Source organism: Burkholderia sp. SRS-25 (assembly GCF_004343765.1).
Lineage (GTDB): Bacteria > Pseudomonadota > Gammaproteobacteria > Burkholderiales > Burkholderiaceae > Burkholderia > Burkholderia contaminans.
The window spans coordinates 391,069-408,574 of the sequence record NZ_PTXM01000004.1; the positions used below are offsets into that span (position 1 = coordinate 391,069).

General features: G+C 67.5%; 15 protein-coding genes and 2 pseudogenes. 10 read left to right on the forward strand and 7 right to left on the reverse strand.

Features of this window, described 5'->3' with window-relative positions; translation table 11 throughout:
- Positions 1-14: 14 nt before the first annotated feature.
- The 4 genes and pseudogenes from C5O79_RS06410 to C5O79_RS06425 all read left to right on the forward strand — a co-directional run bounded on the left by C5O79_RS06410 (position 15) and on the right by C5O79_RS06425 (position 4,346).
- Positions 15-1,559, forward strand: coding sequence for an efflux transporter outer membrane subunit (locus tag C5O79_RS06410; protein WP_131931270.1), 1,545 nt, complete (start codon positions 15-17; stop codon positions 1,557-1,559).
- A gap of 107 nt (positions 1,560-1,666) precedes the next feature.
- Positions 1,667-1,807, forward strand: a pseudogene (locus tag C5O79_RS06415) (IS3 family transposase); the annotation flags it as partial.
- A gap of 503 nt (positions 1,808-2,310) precedes the next feature.
- Positions 2,311-4,083 (forward strand): asparagine synthase (glutamine-hydrolyzing), encoded by a 1,773-nt coding sequence (gene asnB / locus C5O79_RS06420; protein ID WP_240687902.1) that lies wholly within the window; start codon positions 2,311-2,313, stop codon positions 4,081-4,083.
- Positions 4,080-4,346, forward strand: coding sequence for a hypothetical protein (locus C5O79_RS06425; RefSeq protein WP_131931274.1), 267 nt, complete (start codon positions 4,080-4,082; stop codon positions 4,344-4,346). The genes asnB and C5O79_RS06425 overlap by 4 nt, the downstream gene beginning before the upstream one ends.
- Here the strand turns inward: C5O79_RS06425 and C5O79_RS06430 are convergent.
- The gene (locus C5O79_RS06430) at positions 4,324-5,784 is read right to left on the reverse strand and encodes a heavy metal sensor histidine kinase (RefSeq protein WP_131931276.1); all 1,461 of its coding nucleotides are present in this window, start codon (positions 5,782-5,784) and stop codon (positions 4,324-4,326) included. The two genes, C5O79_RS06425 and C5O79_RS06430, sit on opposite strands and share 23 nt — an antisense overlap.
- Complete coding sequence (locus C5O79_RS06435) at positions 5,781-6,458, reverse strand: heavy metal response regulator transcription factor (RefSeq protein ID WP_027786146.1); 678 nt, start codon at positions 6,456-6,458, stop codon at positions 5,781-5,783. The genes C5O79_RS06430 and C5O79_RS06435 overlap by 4 nt, the downstream gene beginning before the upstream one ends.
- Before the next feature lie 835 nt (positions 6,459-7,293).
- On the opposite strand from C5O79_RS06435, the gene rbsK reads away from it, so the two are divergent.
- From rbsK to C5O79_RS06450, 3 genes are read left to right on the forward strand one after another with little or no spacing between them, the layout of a single operon-like run.
- Positions 7,294-8,220: a ribokinase gene (gene rbsK / locus C5O79_RS06440; protein ID WP_124472812.1), complete on the forward strand. Its 927-nt coding sequence runs from the start codon at positions 7,294-7,296 to the stop codon at positions 8,218-8,220.
- A 42-nt stretch (positions 8,221-8,262) separates the two neighbouring features.
- Positions 8,263-9,636, forward strand: coding sequence for an L-fucose:H+ symporter permease (fucP, locus tag C5O79_RS06445; RefSeq protein ID WP_124494070.1), 1,374 nt, complete (start codon positions 8,263-8,265; stop codon positions 9,634-9,636).
- 2 nt (positions 9,637-9,638) lie between these two features.
- Positions 9,639-10,691 carry an aldose 1-epimerase family protein gene (locus C5O79_RS06450; protein WP_131931278.1) on the forward strand — a complete coding sequence of 351 codons (1,053 nt, stop codon included), beginning with the start codon at positions 9,639-9,641 and terminating at the stop codon, positions 10,689-10,691.
- A gap of 22 nt (positions 10,692-10,713) precedes the next feature.
- Here C5O79_RS06450 and deoR read toward each other — a convergent pair whose 3' ends face one another.
- Positions 10,714-11,484: a DNA-binding transcriptional repressor DeoR gene (gene deoR, locus C5O79_RS06455; protein ID WP_039362621.1), complete on the reverse strand. Its 771-nt coding sequence runs from the start codon at positions 11,482-11,484 to the stop codon at positions 10,714-10,716.
- A 146-nt stretch (positions 11,485-11,630) separates the two neighbouring features.
- Here deoR and deoC point away from each other — a divergent pair, with 146 nt between their 5' ends.
- The gene (gene deoC, locus C5O79_RS06460; protein WP_047852798.1) at positions 11,631-12,311 is read left to right on the forward strand and encodes a deoxyribose-phosphate aldolase; all 681 of its coding nucleotides are present in this window, start codon (positions 11,631-11,633) and stop codon (positions 12,309-12,311) included.
- Positions 12,312-12,667: 356 nt separating this feature from the next.
- The gene (locus C5O79_RS06465) at positions 12,668-13,372 is read left to right on the forward strand and encodes a DUF2071 domain-containing protein (protein WP_240687901.1); all 705 of its coding nucleotides are present in this window, start codon (positions 12,668-12,670) and stop codon (positions 13,370-13,372) included.
- Positions 13,373-13,380: 8 nt separating this feature from the next.
- Here the strand turns inward: C5O79_RS06465 and C5O79_RS06470 are convergent.
- Positions 13,381-14,278 (reverse strand): annotated as a pseudogene (locus C5O79_RS06470) (ATP-binding protein).
- A 74-nt stretch (positions 14,279-14,352) separates the two neighbouring features.
- On the reverse strand, positions 14,353-15,261 hold the full coding sequence (locus tag C5O79_RS06475) for a DMT family transporter (RefSeq protein WP_131931280.1): 909 nt from the start codon (positions 15,259-15,261) through the stop codon (positions 14,353-14,355).
- A 90-nt stretch (positions 15,262-15,351) separates the two neighbouring features.
- On the opposite strand from C5O79_RS06475, the gene C5O79_RS06480 reads away from it, so the two are divergent.
- Positions 15,352-16,152: a helix-turn-helix transcriptional regulator gene (locus C5O79_RS06480; protein WP_124618026.1), complete on the forward strand. Its 801-nt coding sequence runs from the start codon at positions 15,352-15,354 to the stop codon at positions 16,150-16,152.
- 18 nt (positions 16,153-16,170) lie between these two features.
- On the opposite strand, the gene C5O79_RS06485 is transcribed toward C5O79_RS06480, so the two are convergent.
- Positions 16,171-16,656 carry an anthrone oxygenase family protein gene (locus tag C5O79_RS06485; protein WP_047852802.1) on the reverse strand — a complete coding sequence of 162 codons (486 nt, stop codon included), beginning with the start codon at positions 16,654-16,656 and terminating at the stop codon, positions 16,171-16,173.
- Complete coding sequence (locus C5O79_RS06490) at positions 16,653-17,483, reverse strand: NAD(P)H-binding protein (RefSeq protein ID WP_122478879.1); 831 nt, start codon at positions 17,481-17,483, stop codon at positions 16,653-16,655. The genes C5O79_RS06485 and C5O79_RS06490 overlap by 4 nt, the downstream gene beginning before the upstream one ends.
- Positions 17,484-17,506: the final 23 nt, after the last annotated feature.

Below are 17,506 nucleotides of genomic sequence, written 5' to 3' on the forward strand. Positions count from 1 at the left end.
ACGAGATATCTGCCATGCGCCTCGCTCATCCGCTCCCGTTCGCCCGCCGCGCCGTCGCGCTCGGCGCTGCCGCGGCACTGGCCGCGTTGACCGCCTGCACGACGCTGCCACCGTATTCACCGCCCGCGGTCGCCGTCCCGGCGCACTACGCCGGCGCGCCGGCCGCGCCGGCTGCGCAAGCCGGCTGGCACGTCGCGATGCCGGCCGACGCCGCCGCGCGCGGCGCGTGGTGGGCCGTGTTCGGCGACGTCGACCTGAACGCGCTCGAAGCACGCGTCGACGTATCGAACCAGACGGTGAAAAAGGCCGTTGCCGATCTGCAGCAGGCGCGCGCGATGGTCGACTATCAGCACGCCGGGTTCCTGCCGACGATCACGGCAGGCGTCGCGCAAAGCCGCGCGCGCGTGTCGCAAAACCGGCTCGGTTCGTCGCTCGCCGGCAAGACGACGCCCGACTACCAGGCCGGCGTGGCCGCGAGCTGGGAGCCCGACGTGTTCGGCCGCGTGCGCGACGCGGTGGCGGGCGCGCAGGCGAATGCCGCCGCGAGCGCGGCCGACCTGCGGGCCGTGAAGCTGTCGGTCACGGCCGAGCTCGCGACCGATTATTTCGCGCTGCGCTCGCTCGACACGCAAAAGCAACTGCTCGACGACACCGTGCACGCGTACGCGGACGCACTGACGCTGCTCAAGCAGCAACTCGCGGCCGGTGCGATCGACGCGTCGGCGGTTGCACAGGCTGAGACGCAACTCGAATCGACCCGCACGCAGGACACCGACATCGACGCGTCGCGTGCGCAGTTGCAGCACGCGATCGCGACGCTCGTCGGCGAAAGCGCGTCGACGTTCGCGCTGCCGCCGCGCGCGCAGGCGTTCCACGTGCCGGCCATTCCAGCCGGCGTGCCGTCGCAACTGCTGGAGCGGCGGCCCGACATCGCGGCGGCCGAGCGCCGCGTCGCGGCCGCGAACGCGCAGATCGGCGAGGCGCGCGCCGCGTTCTTTCCGGATCTGGTGCTGTCGGCGAGCGCAGGGCTCGAGAGTTCGTTCTTCGCGCCGTGGCTCACCGCGCCGAGCCTGTTCTGGTCGCTCGGCCCGCAGCTCGCCGGCACGCTGTTCGACGGCGGCCGCCGCAGCGCGTCGTTGCGCGGCGCGCATGCGCAATACGACGGCGCGGTCGCCGATTACCGGCAAACCGTGCTCGTCGCGTTCCAGCAGGTCGAGGATCAATTGTCCGCGATCGATGCGCTCGCGTCCGAAGCCAGCAGCCAGCAGCGCGCGACCGACGCGGCCGACCTGTCGCTGCGGCTGACGACGAATCGCTTCAACGCGGGCGCCGTCAGCTATCTGGACGTGGTGACCGCGCAGACGATCGCGTTGACGAACCGGCGCACGGCCGATCAGATCGACGCGCGCCGGATCGAGGCCGAAGTCGGGTTGCTGAAGGCGTTGGGCGGCGGCTGGCAGGCGAGCGCAGGCGCGGACGCGGATTCAGACACCGGCGCGAAGGAACACGCGGTGGCCGTCCGGCCTGAACCCAGCGTCACTCAGCCGGCGGCCGGTTGAACCTGCAAGGAACGCGTGCCGCGCGCTACGCCCGCAAAATCTTTTCTCGCTGCACTTACGATGCGGCCACTCCGCCTCGATGTCGGCCGTCTCTGCCGTTGCCAGTTGAAATCGAGTGGTTGAGCGACAACGGTTCCGGCTACACGGCCGACGAAACGCGCAGGTTTGCCGTGGATATCGGTCTGAAGCCATTGACCACGCCTGTGTGCAGCCCGCAAAGTAACGGTACGGTCGAGAGCCTCGTGAAACACGATGTACCCGTAACGTTTCTGTCCTTCGCCCTGGTTGCCCCGCTTCTGGCAGTCGGGACAAAGAATCCAGATGTGGGAGGGCGAGGTCTTCGCGGATGGCGTCATTACGAACATCTGTCGAACACCCGATTCGCAACATTGATGAGTTCGTTCCAGCGCGTGTCCGGAGATACAGGGCAAGTCCACTGAGCAACGGCAGGCCGTTGGCGCTATGCTCTTGTCACGATCAGCTTTCCCCGTTACGCCGCACATGAACCCAATCTGACATTGCAAGCGCTTGAACGCGCATCAGCATAATCTTCGCGCATACATCCCCCATTTTTTGCATGAGCGCAACGCGTGCAGACACAAAAAGAACATCGCTCTCAGCCTTTGCTGACGGCACTACCACGAGTGTTCCCATTCGCAGTATCTGTGGTGACCGTTAGCAGAAACTTCGAACGGCAACAGCGATGGACCACGCTGTTGCTCGCTCCCGTTCAACTGGGCGTGACCGTCTGATGTGCAGCTTGGCTGGGCTGATTCGCCATGACGGCCAAGCGCCCGCACAGGTCGAGCGGGTGCTCGCCATGCGCGAGCGACAACGGCATCGTGGACCAGATGGCCGCGGCTTGTGGCATGACCAACACGCCGTGCTGGCTCACGACCGTTTGGCTTTACTCGACGCCGAGCATGGCGCGCAGCCGATGTGCAGTGCCGACCATCGTTACGTGCTGGTCTACAACGGCGAGATCTACAACTACGCTGAGCTTCGCCACGAACTGAGCGCGCGCTGGTCGTTCCGCACGAACACCGATACCGAGGTGGTGCTCGCCGCGTATGCGGTATGGGGCGAAGCGTGTCTTCGACGCTTCAACGGCATGTTCGCGTTCCTGGTGTGGGACACCCATCGTCAACGAGCCTTTGCCGCGCGCGACCGGCTGGGCGTCAAGCCGTTCGTTTACCTGCAACAGGGGGCGGAATTCCTGTTTGCCTCGGAGGCCAAAGGACTGCTGCCTGCGATGCAGGCGCCGCGTGCGAACATCGACGCCGTGCTTGAATACCTGGTGGCGCCGTTCTTCAGCGGCGTGGCGCAACCGATGTTCGACGGCATGGCCTACCTGCCGCCCGGGCATCTGCTACGCGTGGATCGCGATGGCTTGCAGCTATCGCACTGGGCGCCGGAGATCGCCGAAAACCCAGCTACCAGGGCGGACGATCTCGCCCACGCGCTGCGCGAGCGGCTGTCCGCAGCTGTCCAGCGTAGCTTGATCGCCGATACGCCGGTCGGCCTGTTTTTCAGCGGTGGACTCGACTCCACGCTGATAGGCGGCCTGGCGCGAGCGGCAGGTGCGACACCGCCCTGCTTCACCATTCGCTTTGAAGATCACCATCGCTACGACTACACGCGTTCGCTGATCGTGGCTTCCGATGATCAACCTTTCGCCGAACAGGCCGCAAATGAATTGGGCCTGCCACGCGAAGACGTCGCACCGACGCGCTCCGCACTGGCCCAGGATCTGCTGCAATTGGCCACGCAAAACGATGCACTGCCCGCGTGGGAACAGGAGCTGGCGCAACATTACTTGGCGCGAGCCGCCAGCACGCGTCTCAAGGCGGTATTGGTGGGCGATGCCGCCGATGAAACGCACTACGGTTATCACTTTCTGCTCGACCCGCACGCCACCCGCGATCCGACCCATATCCTGCAACGCTTGACCGCCGATCCCTATCTGCGGCCCGGCTTGCTGGAGCAGCCGTTGCAACACTACGGCGAGGTCTATCGCCAACTCGCGATCGCAGCCGGACACGATTGGCATACGCCCACCTCACGTTTGCGCGCCACGCAATGGCTGGTGCGCCATCGTTGGTTGCAGCGGCTGCTGCATAACGGCGATATCCATGGCATGGCACATGGACTGGAAGCGCGCGTCCCCTTCAGCGATACCGAAGTTCTGGACCTGGCTGCCACCATTCCGGCCGAGCTGGCGCTACGTGATGGCGTAGAAAAAGCCATGTTGCGTGAAGCGGCGCGCGGTGCGTTGCCGGAAGCCGTCCGCCTGCGCAGGAAGTCGGCCTTACCCAAGGATCAAGGCAACGGCGAGGCATTGCGCCAGCACACCCGCGAAATACTGTCCACGGACGCAGACCGCATCGCCGGCTTGCTCGACGTACCCCGGCTGCAGCGCCGCTGCGCCGATCCATCCCCGCTGAATGAGCAAGAGCGCGCCGTCATGTTTCGGGCGTGCTCGTTGGCGCACTGGTCGCGGGTTCACGGCGTGAGCATGCCATGAGGCGAGCCTTGTTTTGCGTGGTGCCCGAGAACGAGCATCTCGATCTTTGTATCGAACCTGACCAGCGCTCGCGAACCGGTAGGCTTCGAAGTGGCGTTCTACGCGCCCGCCATCCCAGCCTGGTCGGGTTGCTGAAGGCGCTCGGCGGCGGCTGGCAGGCAAGCGCGGGCGCGAGCGCTGGTGCGGAATCGGACACCGGCACGCAGGCACACGCGGTGGCCGCGCGGCCCGAACCCGCCGTCACGCTGCCGGCGGCCGGTTGAACGTGAGCACGAAGCGCGTGCCGCGCGCGTCGCTTTCGACCTGCGCGGTGCCGCCGTGCAGCTCCATCACCGATCGCACGATCGCGAGGCCGAGCCCGGCCGTGCCGCCCGGCGCACCGCCGCTGCGCGCCGGGTCGCCGCGCACGAACCGGTCGAAGATCCGCGGCAGCAGCGCGGGATCGATCGGCTCGCCGGGATTCGCGACGACGACGCGCACCGCATCCGGCGTTTCGTCGACGGCGAGCGTGATGACACCGCCGGCCGGCGTATACCGCAGCGCGTTCGCGAGCAGGTTGCCGATCGCGCGGCGAAACAGCTCGACGTCGGCGGTTAGCCGCCCTTGCCCGTCGACGCGCAGCGTCGAGCCCGCTTCGTCGGCGAGTCCCTCGAAATACTCGGCGATGCGTTCGAGTTCGTCGCGCACGTCGAACGCCCGCTGCCGCGTGACGAAGCTCGGATGCTCGGCGCGCGCGAGGAACAGCACGTTGTCGATCATCCGCGCGAGCCGGTCGTATTCCTCGAGATTCGATTCGAGCAGCGCCTGGTATTCATCGGCCGGCCGCGGCCGGGCGAGCGCGACTTCGGTCGCGCCGCGCATGTTGTTCAGCGGCGTACGCAGGTCGTGCGCGAGATCGGCGCTGAATTGCGACAGATGCGAGAACGCCCGCTGCAGGCGGCCGAGCATCGCATTCTGCGCGTCGACGAGCGCCCGCAGCTCGCGCGGCGCGCGCGACGCGTCGAGGCGCGTGTCGAGCTTGTCGACCGTGATCCGGCCGGTGTCGTCGACGATCTTGCGCAGCGGCTCGAGTGCCGTGCGGATCAGCCCGTAGCCGAGCAGCAGCGCGAACAGCGCGCCGAGGCCGCCGGCAAGCTTGAGCCGGTCGCGGTAACCGTCGAGCAGCGCGGCCCGGTCGCGCATGTTGCGCGCGATCGCGATGTGAATCGGCGTGCGGTCGCCGAGCAGGGCCTCGATCACGACGCCGCGCATCGGCGTGCCGCCCGCAGCGATCCATGTGACGAGTTGATCGGCCGTGATCCGGTCGTTCGCGGGTATCGGCGTCGCATTCGGCGCAAACAGCTGCGCGTCGGCCAGCGGCGCCGACGCAGCCGACCGCGCGTCGTCGAGCGCGGCGAGCGTGACGTTGTGGCGCACCAGCATGTCGCCCTGCCCGTCGGTGACGACCATCGACAGCGCCTCGTTGCCGAGCACCTGGCTCGTGAGCCGCTCCGTATGCGCGCGCACCGCGTCGAGTGATTCGAGCTCGCCCGCGAGCCGGCGCGTATGGCGCGCGGCGAGCACGATGTCGAGGTCGTCCTGCGTATTGACCTGTCGCTCGAGGCTCGCGTACACGTACACGCCGACGAGCGCGAACGCGGCCAGCGTGGTCGCTGCGATGGCGAGTGCGAGCGTCGCGGCAAGCGAACGCGGCCGCGTCATGCGTCGTCCTTCGGTTCGAGCACGTAGCCGACGCCGCGCACCGTGTGGATCAGCTTCACCGGGAACGCGTCGTCGATCTTCGCGCGCAGGCGCCGGATCGCGACTTCGACGACGTTGGTATCGCTGTCGAAATTCATGTCCCACACGTAGGACGCGATCTGCGTGCGGCTCAGCACCTCGCCCTGCCGGCGTGCAAGCAGCTGCAGCAGCGAGAATTCGCGCGGCGTCAGGTCGATCCGCGTGGCGCCGCGCTTCACGCGGCGGCGCACGACATCGATTTCGAGGTCGCCCACCGCGAGATGCTCGGTTTCGCGCGGCGGCCCGCGCCGCGCGAGCGTACGGATGCGGGCGAGCAGCTCGACGAACGCGAACGGCTTCACCAGGTAATCGTCGGCGCCGAGCTCGAGGCCGTGCACGCGGTCCTGCACGTCGTCGCGCGCGGTCAGGAACAGCACCGGCGTCGTATGCGTGTCGCGCAGCCGCTTCAGCACGCCCCAGCCGTCGAGCACCGGCAGCATCACGTCGAGCACGATCACGTCGTAGCGCTCTTCTTGCGCGAGCGTCAGCCCTTCGCCACCGTCCTTCGCGAGATCGACGCTGAACCCCGATTCTTCGAGGCCCTTCTTCAGGTACGCGCCCGTCTTCGGCTCGTCTTCAACTATCAGGATGCGCATGGCGGTTCCGTCGCGGTCGTGGTGACATGCGGCGATGTTACCGGGAAACGGCGACGGCGAACTGCACGGCGCAAGCGGGAACGCGGTGGATTACAAAACGGTAATCGGGCCGTCAGCGTGGCGTGCGGTTGCCCCCTTGGCGGCGCCGGTCGGCATTCCTGACGCGGGCAGCCCGGCGCACGCGGATGCGGTGCGGAGGCCGGGAACGGAGGACGACCCGGACGACGATGTCCGCACATCGCACGCGTCGCGAACGAGTGCGCAAACGAAGGTGAAGGCGTCTTCCGAGCCGCTGCTGCCGTTGTTTGGAACCAGTCTGCGCGAACCCGCGCGTCAGAGACGCCCTTCCGCTTCCGTTTGGATTCCATCGTATTCCATGAGAATCCGGTCCGCGACGAACGTCACGAGGTCATCGAAGAAAACCGCGGTCGCCGTGTCGTCGAATACGGTCAGTTAGAAAGACCGATGGGCCTGCGAATGCGGAGCGATCCGCGCCGTTTCCACTGCCATCGAGTTGATGAACGCGACGTTCGACGGATTCGGCAGCTTGGCGTCGCACGCTGCACCGATCGAGCAATGTCGACGCCTCGCCAAACGGTTCCGTCACGGCCCCGGACGAGCGCATTGCAACTGCGCCGAACGCGAGGATAGGCCGGACTCGGGTGGCATCCGGTGGCACCCAACCACATGCCGACACGGCCACGCCCCTGACGGAAAGTGACCCCAATAACATCATACGATTGCATTTTCACATTTTATGTGATTTTATTACCACCGGTCGCACGCCGCCGCCGTCCACCCGAGCGGCGCACCCCATACCAAGGAAGAGACGCAGATGGAGACAATCGCCGTCATCGGCAGCAACATGGTCGACCTCGTGACCTATGTCGCACGCATGCCCGCCCGGGGCGAAACGCTCGAAGCGCCGAACTTCGAGCTCGGCTGCGGCGGCAAGGGGGCGAACCAGGCCGTCGCGGCCGCCCGCCTCGGCGCGCGCGTCGTGATGGTCACGAAGGTCGGCGACGACGTCTTCGCCGACAACACGATCCGCAACTTCGAGCGCGAAGGCATCGACACCACGCACGTGCGCAAGGTCGCCGGCGTGCCGAGCGGCGTCGCGCCGATCTTCGTCGAACCCGATTCGAGCAACAGCATCCTGATCGTCAAGGGCGCGAACCGCCACCTGACGCCGGCCGACATCGACGCGGCCGCGCCGCAGCTCGCCGAATGCGCGCTGATCGTGCTGCAGCTCGAGATCGAGCTCGACACCGTCTATCACGCGATCGCATTCGGTGCGCGGCATGGCATTCCCGTGCTGCTGAACCCCGCGCCCGCGGTGGCCGATCTCGACTTCGAGCGGATCCGCACCGTCGAATTCTTCGTGCCGAATGAAACCGAGCTCGCGATCGTGTCGGGCATGCCGGTCGATTCGCGCGACACCGCGGCGCGCGCCGCCGAAGCGCTGGTCGCGCGCGGGCTCAAGCACGTGCTCGTCACGCTCGGCAGCAACGGTTCGCTGCTGGTATCGCGCGACGGCGTGCAGCACGTGCCGGGCGTACCGGTCGACGCGCGCGACACGACGGGCGCTGGCGACGCGTACATCGGCTGCTTCGCGCGCTGTTATGCCGCGTCCTGCGACGCACTCGACGCGATGCGTTACGCGTCCGCGTATGCCGCGCATTCGGTCACGGGCCTCGGCACGCAGAAGTCGTACGCCGACGCCGCGACGTTCGAACGCTTCCTCCGCGACGCCGGCATGTAAACGGCGCCTTCATCGACGAGACAATTGGGAAGGAGACACCCCATGGGCCGAGCCAGAATCGAACACACCCCCGACGGCTATTACCTGAATCGCACCCCACTCTTCGCGTTCACGCTGCTGTGCTGCCTGTTCGCGCTGTGGGGCACCGCCGCGAACCTGAACGACGTGCTGATCGCGCAATTCAAGAAGTCGTTCTTCCTGTCCGATTTCGAATCGGCATTCGTGCAGTCCGCGTTCTATCTCGGCTACTTCTTCCTCGCGATTCCGGCCGCGACCGTCGTGAAGAAGTTCAGCTACAAGACGACGATCCTGGTCGGCCTGCTGCTCTACACGACCGGCTGCCTGCTGTTCTTCCCGGCCGCATCGATGGCGAAGTACGGGATGTTCCTCGTCGCGCTGTTCGTGATCGCGGCCGGCCTGTCGTTTCTCGAAACCGCATCGAATTCGTATTCGACGCTGATGGGCCCGCGCGACACCAGCACGCGGCGGCTGAACATCTCGCAGACGTTCTATCCGTTCGGCGCGATGGCCGGCGTGTACATGGGCAGCTTCCTGATCTTCAAGGAGGGCGATGCATCGCATGCGCAGCTCGCCGCGATGTCCGCGGCCGACGCGCACGTGCACCAGCTCGCGATGATCCAGGCCACGCTCGAGCCGTACAAGTGGCTGATCGTCGTGCTCGTCGCCGTGTTCATCGTGTTCGCGCTCACGCCCTACCCGGCCTGCAAGGGCAACGGCCCGAGCGTGGCCACGCACCGGATCGACGCGCGCGGCACGCTCGCGCGCCTGTTCGGCAACCGGCGCTTCGTCGCGGGCGTCGTCGCGCAGTTCCTGTATGTCGGCGCTCAGGTCGGCGTGTGGAGCTTCACGATCCGGCTCGCGATGCAGATCGGCGGCCTCACCGAGCGCGGCGCGTCCCGCTACCTGCTTGCCACGTTCTTCGCCTTCTTCGTCGGCAAGCTGATCGCCACGCTCGTGATGAAGCGCGTCGGCCCGGCCAAGGTGCTGATCGTCTACGGCATCCTGTGCATCGCGCTGCTCGCGTACACGATCAGCGTGCACGACATCACCGCCGTCTACGCGGCCGTGGGCGTGAGCGTATTCCTCGGCCCGTGCTGGCCGACGATCTACGGCCTCACCATCGACGGGCTCGGCAAGGACACCGAATACGGCGGCTCGATCCTCGTGATGAGCATCGTCGGCGGCGCGGTCGTGCCGCTGATCCAGGGGCTGATCTCCGATCACACGGGCGGCAACATGCAGCTCGCGTTCGTCGTGCCGCTCGCGTGCTTCGTCGTGATCGTCTACTACGGCTTCTACTGCCTGCGCCACCTGCCTGCCGCGACGCCCGACGCAGCCGCCGACGGCGACGCGCCCGCGCGCTACGCCGCCACGCGCAACACGTCGGGGGCTTGAGCATGCGAGGCGAAATCGAACTGCGGCGCGACGACTTCCGCGACACGCCGCGCACGCTGTACCGCACCGACGGCCTCACCGTCACCGCGTTCGCGTATCCGTCCGGCGTCGAGGCGCTGAAGCTCGAGAACCGTCGTGGCCACCTCGTCGTGCTGCCGTATCTCGGCCAGATGATCTGGGCCGCCGCGTTCGACGGCCGCGACCTGACGATGAAGCACATGTTCCGGCAGCCGAAGCGTGCGGCGTCGATCATCGATACGTACGGCTGCTTCATGTTCCACAGCGGGCTGCTGCGCAACGGCTGCCCGGGACCGGACGACACGCACGCGCTGCACGGCGAGATGCCGTGCGCGCCGATGGATCGCGCGAGCGTCGTCGTCGGCGCGGATGCGCGCGGCGCGTTCGTCGAAGTGACCGGCGAATACGAATACGTGCTGGGTTTCGGCAGCCATTATGTGGCGCGCCCGTCGGTACGGCTCGCCGAGCACGACGCGCAGATGACGATCGCGATGGACGTGACGAATCTCGGCGGCACGTCGATGGATCTGATGTACATGGCGCACCTGAACTACGCGTACGTGCCGGGCGGCCGTTTCGTGCAAGCGTTGCCTCGAGGCGGGTTACGGTTGCGCGACAGCGTGCCCGCGCACGTCAGGCCGACCGCCGCATGGCGCGACTACACGGCAACGCTCGCGCACGCACCGGAACGGCTTCACACGCTCGATGCGCCTGCGCTGTACGACCCGGAGATCGTGTTCTTCATGAACGGCGCGGAAACGGATGCGGACGGCGTCGCGCATTTCCTGCTCGAACATCCGGATGGCGGCGCATTCCACACCGCGTACCGTCCCGAGCAATTTCCGCATGCGACGCGCTGGATCCTGCACAACGCGGACCAGCAGGTCGCCGCATTCGCGCTGCCGTCGACCTGCGAACCGGAGGGGTATGAAGCCGAACGCCGCAAGGGCCATGTGGCGGCGCTCGCGCCCGGTGCGACGCGCCGCTTCGAAGTCGTCACCGGCTACCTGAGCGCGGCGGAAGCCCGCCATGCGTGAAGCGGTGTGCGGCCGCGCGGCGTCAGGTCACGAGCGCGATCCCGTGCTCGCGAATCGCCGTTTCGTAGCGGCGGCTCAGTTGTCCGTCCGAGATCACGTAGTTGAAGTCGGTCAGCTCGGCGAAATAGGCCGCGCGCACTTCGTCGAACTTCGTGTGGTCGACGAGCAGGAAGCGGTTCTGCGCACGCGCCATCACCTTCTTCTTCGCGTCGACTTCATGGAAGTTGAAGCAGGTCACGCCGCAGCGGTCGCTCACGCCGGCGGCGGAGATGAACGCCTTCGACACGCGCACCGTGTCGAGGATGCCCGTCTCGGCCACCGATTCGAACACCATGTTCTTGCGGTGGTACGCGCCGCCGCACAGGATCACGCTGCAATGCGGCTTCTGCTGCAGCTTCGCGAACACGTTCAGCGAATTGCAGACGGCGGTGAATTCGAGGTCGTCCGGAATGAAGTCGACGACGAACGGCGTGGTCGAGCCGCAGTCGACGAAGATCGTGTCGCCGGTCGTCACGAACTGCGCGGCCAGCTTGCCGATGCGGCGCTTCTCCTCGGTCTGCCGGTCGTTCTCGGTGCTGACCACGTACTCGCCGATGTCGCTGCGCTGCGCGGCGAAGTGACGCGTCACGTAGCCGCCGATCAGGCTGAGGCCGTGCGGATTGTCCGCGAGATCGCGGCGGATCGTCATTTCGGATACACCGAACAGCTCGGCCACTTCCTTCAGATGAATCGCGTTCTGCCCTTGCAGCACGTTCATCAGTGTCTTGATCCGTTCGCCTTTCTTCGTTTCCATGCCAGTATCCTGCGTGCCCGTCGCATCCGTCGCTCGTCGTGCCGGGCGCGCAGGCCCGGCCGGAATGTCGTATTTGTAACAAACCGATGTGAAAACATCAACTTTACGTGTGCCCTTCCGGCACACGCTCCGTGGAGTCCTGAAACATGCCGCTTTCCAACGCCCAACTCGCTCAAACCATCGATCACACGCTGCTCGCGCCCGACGCGAGCGACGCGCAGATCCGCGAACTCTGCCGCCAGGCGGCCGAGCATCGCTTTTACTCGGTCTGCGTGAATTCGGCGAACGTGCCGCTCGCCGCGCGCGAGCTGGCCGATACCGGCGTGCTCGTGTGCGCGGTGGTCGGTTTTCCGCTCGGTGCCGGGCTGTCGGCCGCCAAGGCATTTGAAGCCACCGCCGCGATCGCGGCTGGCGCCGGCGAGATCGACATGGTGATCAACATCGGCGCGCTGAAGAGCGGCCGCGCTGACGACGTGAAGGCCGACATCGACGCCGTGCACCGCGCATGCGGCGCGGTGCCGCTCAAGGTGATCCTCGAAACGGGGCTGCTGACCGACGACGAGAAGGTGCGCGTGTGCGAGATGTGCCGCGATCTCGGCGTCGCGTTCGTGAAGACGTCGACCGGGTTCGGCCACGGCGGCGCGACGCTCGCGGATGTCGCGCTGATGCGCCGCACGGTCGGCCCCGCGCTCGGCGTGAAGGCGTCGGGCGGCGTGCGCGACCGCGCGGCCGCGCTGGCGATGATCGAGGCCGGCGCGACGCGGCTCGGCACGAGCTCGGGGGTGGCGATCGTGACGGATCAGGGGGGGAGTGGGTCGGGGTATTGACGGGTGCCGCGGGCTGCCGATGGATTGGGGGACGCGGGCACGGTGGTATGTTTGGCGCGCCGATGCGCCGGTGCGCGCGCGGCGCCTGCGTCCGTCCGATGAGAACGCTCTCCGTCTGCGCGCGACCGACATGCACTGACAGTTTCGACAGGGGCACTGCATCGCCTCTTCCTCCCGCCCCGCTCCCCCGGCACAATGCCGCTCATGCTCCACGACAACGCCTTCGTTTCCCCATCCGCCGGCCCCGTCGGCCGCCTCGCCAACCGGCTCGTCGCGAGCCGCCCGCTGCTGCGCTCACGCCGCGCGCTGCTGTCGCGCCTGCCGTTTCTGCAGCTCGCGAGTGAGGTCGAGAACGTGTGTACTGCACGTGGCTCGTCGATGTCGCCGCCGTCGCGCATCTGGTGCCGCGTGGCGTCACGCTCGCGAGCCGCGACGGCCGCACGCCGTTCACGATCCTCACCTATGCGCACCGCCATTTCGGCCCGCGCATCGCTGGCCCGCTGCGCCGCGTGTTCCCGTCGCCGCTGCAGAGCAACTGGCGGCTTTATGTCGATGCGCTGCCGGGTGGCGTACCGGCCGATCGCACGGTGCTGTTCGTCAAGAACGTGTTCGACCATCCGCTCTATGCGCTCGGCAGCCGGCTCTTCAGCGATGCGCTACCGTCGCATCTCGCCGAGCGCTTCACGCACACAGTGCAGGATGGACGGTATCGAACGCGGCTGTCGGGCGGTAACGGGAGCGCGCCCGATTTTCATTGCTCGGCGGCCATGTCGGACGACGACACGCTGCCTGCGGCGTTCGCGCCATTCTTCGAAAGCTGGCGCGACGCCGTCGCCTACCTGTCGCTGCAGCACGCGGCCGTCGCGCATGTCGCCGACTGCGACCGCCTCGCGCATGCGTCGATCGACCTGCCGATCGATATCGACGCCGTCCGGCCGCTGAAACCGGTCGAACCCGTTGGCGGCGGCGAGTTCCTCGCGCGCATCGGCGCGACCGGCGAGCCGATGTGCTTCGTCGTGCCGGATGTCGCGTTCCGGGTGTTGTCGGAGCGGGTGTTGTAACGCCCCACTCAGCTTGCTCGCAACGCGCGTGCGCTCTCATCCGCGTCACTTTCTTCCGCCAGCCGCCCCGCATAATCCCGCACGAACTGCACGGCAATCCGCCCCGACCGCGCACCGCGTTCCAGCGCCCACTGCAGCGCCGGTTCGCGCGCCGCGCGAATCCGCTCCGCATCGAACCCGGCCTCGCCAAGCCGGCTTTCGACCACAGCCAGATACGCGTCCTGCGTGAACCCGTAGAACGTCACCCGGATCCCGAAGCGCTCGGACAACGAAATCTTCTCCTCCACCGCGTCACCCGGATGCAGCTCGCCGTTCTCCGCGCGCGATACGTTCGCGTTGTCGCTCGCCTGCTCGGGCATCAGGTGGCGGCGATTCGACGTCGCGTACACGAGCACGTTCGACAGGTCGCTCGCGACCGAGCCGTCGAGCACCGTCTTCAGTTCCTTGTAACCGGTCTCGCCCGCCTCGAACGACAGGTCGTCGCAGAACACGATGTAACGTTCGGGCCGCGCACGCACCAGCTCGACGATCGCGTAGATCGCTCAACCGTTCCTTGCCGACCTCGATCAGCCGCAGCCCATACGGTGCAAACGCATGCAGGCACGCCTTCACGATCGACGACTTGCCGGTGCCGCGCGCGCCGGTCAACAGCACATGATTCGCCGCGAAGCCGCGCACGAACTGCCGCGTGTTGCGTTCGACGATCGCCACCTGCCGCTCGACGTTGCGCAGCGCATCGAACGCGATGAGCGCGGGCGCCGCGACCGGTTCGAGCGGCGCCGCTCGCGACCCGCCGTCGAAGCCGCGCCAGCGGAATGCAACGGCGGCGTCGAAATCGACGGGTGCCGGCTGGCCGGTGCCTGCCAGCGCTTCGAGCGCAGTGGCAATCCGTTCGAGCTGATGCACGAGCGCCGGCCCCTCCACGGAGGCACGCACGTCCGGCAGCGCGCCCATCAGGTTCTGCAAATCGCGATCGCCGCTCATTGCCGCACCCCTTGCGATGCGCTCGCCTGGAACGGAAACCGCTGCGCGATCGCCACGCCGGCGAGCGCCACGCCGCCGCCGATCAGGTGATACAGCCGCAGCGATTCACCAAGCAGCACGATCGCGCCCCCGGCCGTCATCACCGGCAGCAGGTTCATGAACATCGCGCAGCGGCTCGGGCCGAGCAGCCGCACGCCTTGCATCCACAGATACGGCAGCACGACCGACGCCAGCACGCCGGCATACAGGATCAGCGGCACGCTCGCACGCGTGGGCCACGCCGCCTGCGCGGGCAAGCGCAGCAGCATCGGCACCATGAAGACGAGCGCGGCGAGCGCCTGCACGTAGGTCGACTGCCACGCCGGCAGCGCACCGATGCGCCAGCGCTTGAGCAGCACGCCGTACAGCGCATAGGCGGCCGACGCGGCCAGCATCAGCAGGTCGCCCGTGTGCACGCCGCGCTCGGCGATCGTCGTCGGATGTCCGTCGGCGATCAGGTAGACGACGCCCGCGAGCGACAGCACCCCGCCGCCGATCATGCCTACGCTGGGCGGATCGCCGAGCAGCAGCGAGCTGAGCGCCATCGTCATCAGCGGCACGAGCGCCGTGATGATCGCCATGTTGGTCGCACTGGTCGTCTTCGCGGCCTCGTAGGACAGGCTCTGGAACAGCGCCATCGCGAGAAAACCGAGCACCGCGAGCTTCGGGAGATGCGCGGCGAGCGTCGCGCGATTGCGCCACGCGGGGCGCAGCGTGAACACGCTCATCAGCGCAACGGCGAGCAGCAGCCGGTAGAAGGTGATCGCCGACGGGTCGATCGTCGATGCCGACAGCTTCGACACGACCACGTTGCCGGCCCACAGCGCGATCGCGCAGAAAGGAAACAGGAAAGGGGGCTTGTTCATCGCATTTGACGGATTAATATCCTGACAGGGGTCTGGCGTGGATCGGAACGCCATCGTGCCCGCCCGCCCAACCGCCTGTCTCTCGCCAAAATGTCACGACTTGTCGCCAATCGGACACTCGAGTCCACCCCGCCCGGTGCCCACCTGCGCTTCGAATCGACGCCGATGCCCGTCTCGGCAATGGCGGCCACGTACGCGCACGGCACGTCGATCGCGCCGCACCGGCATCGCCGCGCGCAACTGCTCTATGCGATCGAGGGCGTGATGCACGTGCAGTCCGAAGGCGCATCGTGGGTCGTGCCGCCGACGCGCGGCGTGTGGCTCGAAGCCGGTCTCGACCACACGGTGCAGATGAGCGGCGACGTGCAGATGCGCACCGTGTTCGTCGAGCCGGGCGCGGTCGAGCACCTGCCCGTGCGGAGCTGCGTCGTGGAAGTGCATCCGCTGCTGCGCGAGCTGATCCTCGCCGCAGTGGACGTGCCGCTCGACTATGCGCCTGGCTCGCGCCACGATCACCTGATGCACCTGCTGCTCGCCGAAGTGACGGTGGCGCCGCTGTTGCCGCTGTACCTGCCGTGGCCGCACGACACGCGCCTGCGCACGATCTGCGACGCGCTCGTCGCGGCGCCCGACGACCTGCGCACGATCGCCGAATGGGCCGACCTGCTCGGCCTGTCGGTCCGCACGCTCCATCGCGCGTTCCGGCGCGAGACCGGGCTCAGCTTCCGCCGCTGGCGCGAACAGGCGCGGCTGCTGCTCGCGCTCAAGCGCCTCGCGCACGGCGAGAAGGTGCTGACCGTCGCGATGGATCACGGCTACAGCAGCCAGAGCGCGTTCTCCGCGATGTTCAAGCGGCATTTCGGCGTGTCACCGTCGGCGTTTTATGCGTAGAGCGTCTCTCGCCCCCTTCTACCGCGCCGCAATCCCCGCGATGAAAAACACGCACGCGGCTGCGGACGCCACCGTGCGCACGTGATTCCACTTCGTCCAGTCGTGCACGTAGCGCGTCCACAGCGCCGCGCCCTGCGCGGTCGACGGATCGGCCGCGGCGAGCGCATCGTTGAGCGGCACGTTGACGGCCATCGTCACCGCGAACATGCCGAACACGTACAGCACGCCGCCCGCGACCGCCACCATCGCGCCCGGTTGCTCGCGATCGAACAGCGCGAGTACGACCAGTGCAAGCGCCATCAGCGTCGTGACGAGAAACAGCGGCATGAACGGCGAACGCACGATGTCGACATTGATCGCGTTCATCGCGGCCACGCCGGCCTGCGGCGCGATCCGTCCGAGCGACGTCATCACGAACGTCGAGAACGCGAAATACACGCCGGCCATCAGCCCGCAGCCGATGGCCGAGCCCCACAGCAATGCGGCGGTCACGAACGCGATCATGATCGTGCGCTCCACACGCCGGTGGCGGCCGTCGCGCGCGCATAGTCGGCGAAATCGCGCGCCGGCCGCCCGAGCGTCGTTTCGATACCGTGCGTCACCGCGCTGTTGCGCCCGTCGAGCACCACGCTGAACAGATCGTCGAGCAGCGCGACGACCGGCTCCGGCACGCCGACCTCGCGCAATCCGGCGACGAACGCATCGGCCGGAATCTCGCGATAGACGACCGGCCGGCCAGCGGCCCGTGCGATTTCGCCGACCGCTTCGGCGAACGTCAGCGCGCGCGGCCCCGTGACCTCGATCACGCGGTTCGCGAAGCGCGCATCGGTGAGCGCGGCCACGGCGACGTCCGCGATGTCGTCCGCATCGACGAACGGCTCGCGCACCGCGCCGGCCGGCAGCGCGACTTCACCGGCCAGCACGCCGTCGATCAGGTAGCCCTCGGAGAAGTTCTGGTTGAACCAGCTCGCGCGCACCACGCCCCAATCCACGCCCGACGCCTGCAGCGCAGCCTCGGCGGCCTGCGCGCGGGGCTCGCCGCGCCCGGACAGCAACACCACGCGCTCGACGCCGCTTTTCCGCGCAAGCCGCGCGAATGCGGCGATCGCGTCCACCGCGCCTTCGACGGCCAGGTCGGGCTGGAAGGTCACGTAGGCCGCTGATACGCCCTCAAGCGCAGCGGGCCATGTCTCGGGCGCCGCCCAGTCGAAGCGGACGGCCGACGTGCGCGACACGGGCCGGGTCGCGATGCCGCGCGCACGCAGCCGGGCATCGACGCGGGCGCCCGTCTTGCCCGAACCGCCGACGACGAGGATGGGAAGTGCCGACATGACTGTCTCCTTTTGACTAAAAT

Coding starts and splice junctions, on each gene's coding strand:
- C5O79_RS06410 (WP_131931270.1), top strand. CDS start 15: ATGCGCCTCGCTCATCCGCTCCCGTTCGCCCGCCGCGCCGTCGCGCTC.
- asnB (WP_240687902.1), top strand. CDS start 2,311: ATGTGCAGCTTGGCTGGGCTGATTCGCCATGACGGCCAAGCGCCCGCA.
- C5O79_RS06425 (WP_131931274.1), top strand. CDS start 4,080: ATGAGGCGAGCCTTGTTTTGCGTGGTGCCCGAGAACGAGCATCTCGAT.
- C5O79_RS06430 (WP_131931276.1), bottom strand. CDS start 5,784: ATGACGCGGCCGCGTTCGCTTGCCGCGACGCTCGCACTCGCCATCGCA.
- C5O79_RS06435 (WP_027786146.1), bottom strand. CDS start 6,458: ATGCGCATCCTGATAGTTGAAGACGAGCCGAAGACGGGCGCGTACCTG.
- rbsK (WP_124472812.1), top strand. CDS start 7,294: ATGGAGACAATCGCCGTCATCGGCAGCAACATGGTCGACCTCGTGACC.
- fucP (WP_124494070.1), top strand. CDS start 8,263: ATGGGCCGAGCCAGAATCGAACACACCCCCGACGGCTATTACCTGAAT.
- C5O79_RS06450 (WP_131931278.1), top strand. CDS start 9,639: ATGCGAGGCGAAATCGAACTGCGGCGCGACGACTTCCGCGACACGCCG.
- deoR (WP_039362621.1), bottom strand. CDS start 11,484: ATGGAAACGAAGAAAGGCGAACGGATCAAGACACTGATGAACGTGCTG.
- deoC (WP_047852798.1), top strand. CDS start 11,631: ATGCCGCTTTCCAACGCCCAACTCGCTCAAACCATCGATCACACGCTG.
- C5O79_RS06475 (WP_131931280.1), bottom strand. CDS start 15,261: ATGAACAAGCCCCCTTTCCTGTTTCCTTTCTGCGCGATCGCGCTGTGG.
- C5O79_RS06480 (WP_124618026.1), top strand. CDS start 15,352: ATGTCACGACTTGTCGCCAATCGGACACTCGAGTCCACCCCGCCCGGT.
- C5O79_RS06485 (WP_047852802.1), bottom strand. CDS start 16,656: ATGATCGCGTTCGTGACCGCCGCATTGCTGTGGGGCTCGGCCATCGGC.
- C5O79_RS06490 (WP_122478879.1), bottom strand. CDS start 17,483: ATGTCGGCACTTCCCATCCTCGTCGTCGGCGGTTCGGGCAAGACGGGC.